The sequence below is a fragment of the Mesorhizobium sp. P5_C1 genome (genome assembly GCF_054049815.1).
Genome location: NZ_JBFULQ010000587.1, coordinates 1 through 3,220, shown reverse-complemented (window position 1 = coordinate 3,220; position 3,220 = coordinate 1). Strand labels below are relative to the sequence as shown.

At 61.6% G+C, this 3,220-nt stretch carries 2 protein-coding genes and 1 pseudogene; all 3 read right to left on the bottom strand.

Annotated features, from left to right (window positions below; translation table 11 throughout):
* Positions 1 to 298 (bottom strand): annotated as a pseudogene (locus ACXJ7R_RS28335) (ABC transporter substrate-binding protein); the annotation flags it as partial.
* On the bottom strand, positions 181 to 2,076 hold the full coding sequence (locus ACXJ7R_RS28330) for an ABC transporter ATP-binding protein (protein WP_457154712.1): 1,896 nt from the start codon (positions 2,074 to 2,076) through the stop codon (positions 181 to 183). The gene ACXJ7R_RS28330 and the pseudogene ACXJ7R_RS28335, both read right to left, overlap by 118 nt.
* 177 nt (positions 2,077 to 2,253) lie before the next feature.
* A partial coding sequence (locus tag ACXJ7R_RS28325) for an adenylate/guanylate cyclase domain-containing protein (protein ID WP_457154711.1) occupies positions 2,254 to 3,220 on the bottom strand: 967 nt, incomplete at its 5' end.

The following is a 3,220-nucleotide window of genomic DNA, read 5'->3' as shown; positions in this document are numbered from 1 at the left end:
GCTGCCGGCCCATCGCAGCGAGATTCACCGCGCGTGGGCTCTTGGGCAGGCGTTCGGCGAGTGCCGGCAGCGCCCTGGCCTTCAGCTCCGGCTGAAGAAATTCCGGCTCCAGATCGCCGGCGCGCGACATGCCCGGCAGAAATGCCGAAGCCACGAGGCCAAGGATGGTGCGCCGGCTGATCAATGGCGTAGCTCGCTGACATCGGCCGAACGTCTGGCCAGCACCAAGTGGCCGCCGCCAAGATCGAGCGGCGACAGCACATCCTCTTCGCCCTCGTCGCGGAACTGCGGTCCCCATGCGCTGGTGTCGGAAGCGCCGCTGAGCTTCAGCGTCTTGAAATCCATCGGCCTGTCGAGATCGGGGAAAGGCACTGCGGCGACCAGTGAGCGCGTGTAGGGGTGGACTGGTTTCCGAAGCAGAATTTCGCGCGGCGCAAGCTCGACGATACGCCCGCCGCACATCACCGCGATGCGGTCCGCCATGTAGTCCACCACTGCCAGATTGTGGGATATGAACAGGTAGGTCAGGCCCAGCTCCTTCTGCAGGTCCTTCAGAAGGTTCAGGATCTGTGCCTGGACAGAGACATCGAGCGCCGAAACCGGCTCGTCGCAGATAAGGAGTTCAGGCCCCAGCGCCAACGCCCGCGCGATGCCGATACGCTGGCGCTGCCCGCCGGAGAAACTGTGCGGATAACGCTTGATGAAGCGCGGATCGAGCCCGATTGCCTGCATCAGGCTCTTGACCATGGCGAGCCGCGACGCGGCATTGCCACGTTGATGGATTTCGAGCGGCTCGCTCAAGATGTTCTCCACCGTCATGCGCGGTGAAAGCGACGAAACCGGATCCTGGAAGACCATTTGGATTTTCGCGCGCAGCATGCGCAGGGCGTTTCCCTCGGCTTCCAGGACCTCGATCGGTCCATCGCGGCCGTTGAAGATCACCGAGCCGCCGCTGGGGGTGACAGCCCGCATGAGGATCTTGCTGACGGTGGTTTTGCCGGAGCCGCTTTCGCCGACCAGACCCAGGCACTCACCCCGCCTGATATCGAAGCTCACGCCGTCCACGGCGCGAACGGAGGTTTGATGACCCCCGCTGAACCATCCGGACTTGCGGGTGGTGAAAGTCTTCGTGAGATCCCTGACCGACAGCAGGATGTCGTCCGGCCCCTTCGACGTCGGCGCCGTCTGCTTGCCAAGCAGGTTCTCGACATTCACCGGCACCTCGCGGAGCGCCTTTAGCCTTTCGCCAGGCTTCAGGTCGAAATGCGGAACGGCCGCCATCAGGCCCTTCAGGTAAGGGTGACCTGGCCGGCGGAATATCGCCTCGACAGGTCCCGCTTCCATGATCTCGCCATGGTAGATGACCACCACCTCGTCGGCGACATTGGCGACCACGCCGAGGTCGTGCGTGATCAGCAGCATCGCCATGTTCAGCTTGGTCTGAAGCTCGCGCAGCAACTGCAGGATTTGCGCCTGGATGGTGACGTCCAACGCTGTCGTCGGCTCGTCGGCGATCAGCAAGGCGGGCCGGCAGATAAGCGCCATGGCGATCATGGCGCGCTGACGCAATCCTCCCGAAAGTTCAAACGGATACATGTCATAGGCGCGCTTGGGATTGGGAAAACCGACAAGGCCGAGCATTTCCTCGGTCCGCGCCTTGCGCTCCGCCCGGGCCATGGGCGTATGAATCTGTAAGGATTCGCTGACCTGGTTGCCGATCGTGTGCAGTGGCGACAGCGACGTCATCGGCTCCTGGAAGATCTTGCCGATGCGGCTGCCTCTCAATGCCCGGATTTCAGGTCCGTCACGCGGCATCTGCAGGATATCCTGCGTCGTGCCGGGCCTTTCAGGATCCGAAAACAGGATACGTCCGCGAACATGGGCCGTCTTCGGCAAGATGCCCATCACGGCCTGGCTGAGAACCGATTTTCCCGAACCGGACTCGCCCACAAGCGCTGTAACCTTGCCGGGTAGGACGCGGAGATTCGCACGCCTGACGGCATGCAACGGTCCCCCGACAATGGCAAAAGAGATGCCAACATCTTCGATCCGCAGCAGGTCAAAACCCGAATTCATACCCGAATTCATTCTCACACCAGCCCCACTCTGGCGGCCTGCCTGGCGACAGGCCCAGAAAAGCGAGACTAGCGCATTGCCAGCCTAGAGCAACTTGGATTCTAAATAGTCGCCAGTTCCCTGACGGAACCGGCGACCGGACTGCAGACCAAAAGCGTTCGGATCAGATCGTGGCGGTTACTGGAGCTTCCGCCGGTCGCCCGCCGACAGCCGGGCGGCATCGCGATGAAGCAGCATGACCTGCTCGGCGTCCGATATCCGATCGTGAATCGGCTCCATCGCACCGTCTTCATCAAGCGCGAGAGCGCCCGACAGATCGGGTGAAAGCACCGTCAGCTTCTTGATGCCCGCCAGTTCCTCGTTGCCGAGCGTCAGCCAGCTGTTGGTGCCGCAATAGCTGGCGAAGTCTTTGCTGGCGAGAACGCTGTGCGGATATTTCTTGGTCAGCGTCTGGAGGCGCTGGACCTCGTTTACAGCAGAGCCGAAGACAGAGAATGTCAGCCGGTCGGTAAGGCCGACATTGCCGAACATCACATTGCCGACATGCAGGCCGATACCAAAGCCGATGTCGCTCAACCCTTGCTGCTTCCTGCGCAGATTGAGATCCATCATGCGCGCGCTGGCCTTGTGCGCCGCCGCAAGAGCAGCCTGGCAGGCGATCTCGGACTGCGAGCGGTGCCTTTCGCAAGGGTAGACGGCAATGAAGCCATCTCCAATGAAACTCATGATCTGCCCGCCTTTGCGATTGAAAGGTGCGGCAACGGCGTCAAAAAACTGGTTCAGGGTATCGATATAGATTTCGCGGCCGGAGGTTTCGGCAAGCCTTGACGACCCGCGCATATCGGCCATGACCAGTGCGGCCCGGATTGTATCACCCTCACCACGCTTGATCTGGCCGTCCAGCACGCGCCTGCCGGCGTCGCCGCCGAGATAAGTGGTCATCATGTTGTCGGCGAGCTTGGTGAGGACCGCCATCTTGGTTGCGATAGCGAGATGGTTCTGGATGCGCAGCAGCGCCGAAATCATGCTGTCGCTGAAGCCTGCGGCACTGTCGGTCGACCAAGACCCCATCATGCCCTGCGTGGTGTTGCCGCTGAAGGGATGGACGAAAGCCATGTAATCGGTGACGCCCATAAGCCTGAGT

Coding starts and splice junctions, on each gene's coding strand:
- ACXJ7R_RS28330 (WP_457154712.1), bottom strand. CDS start 2,076: ATGAATTCGGGTTTTGACCTGCTGCGGATCGAAGATGTTGGCATCTCT.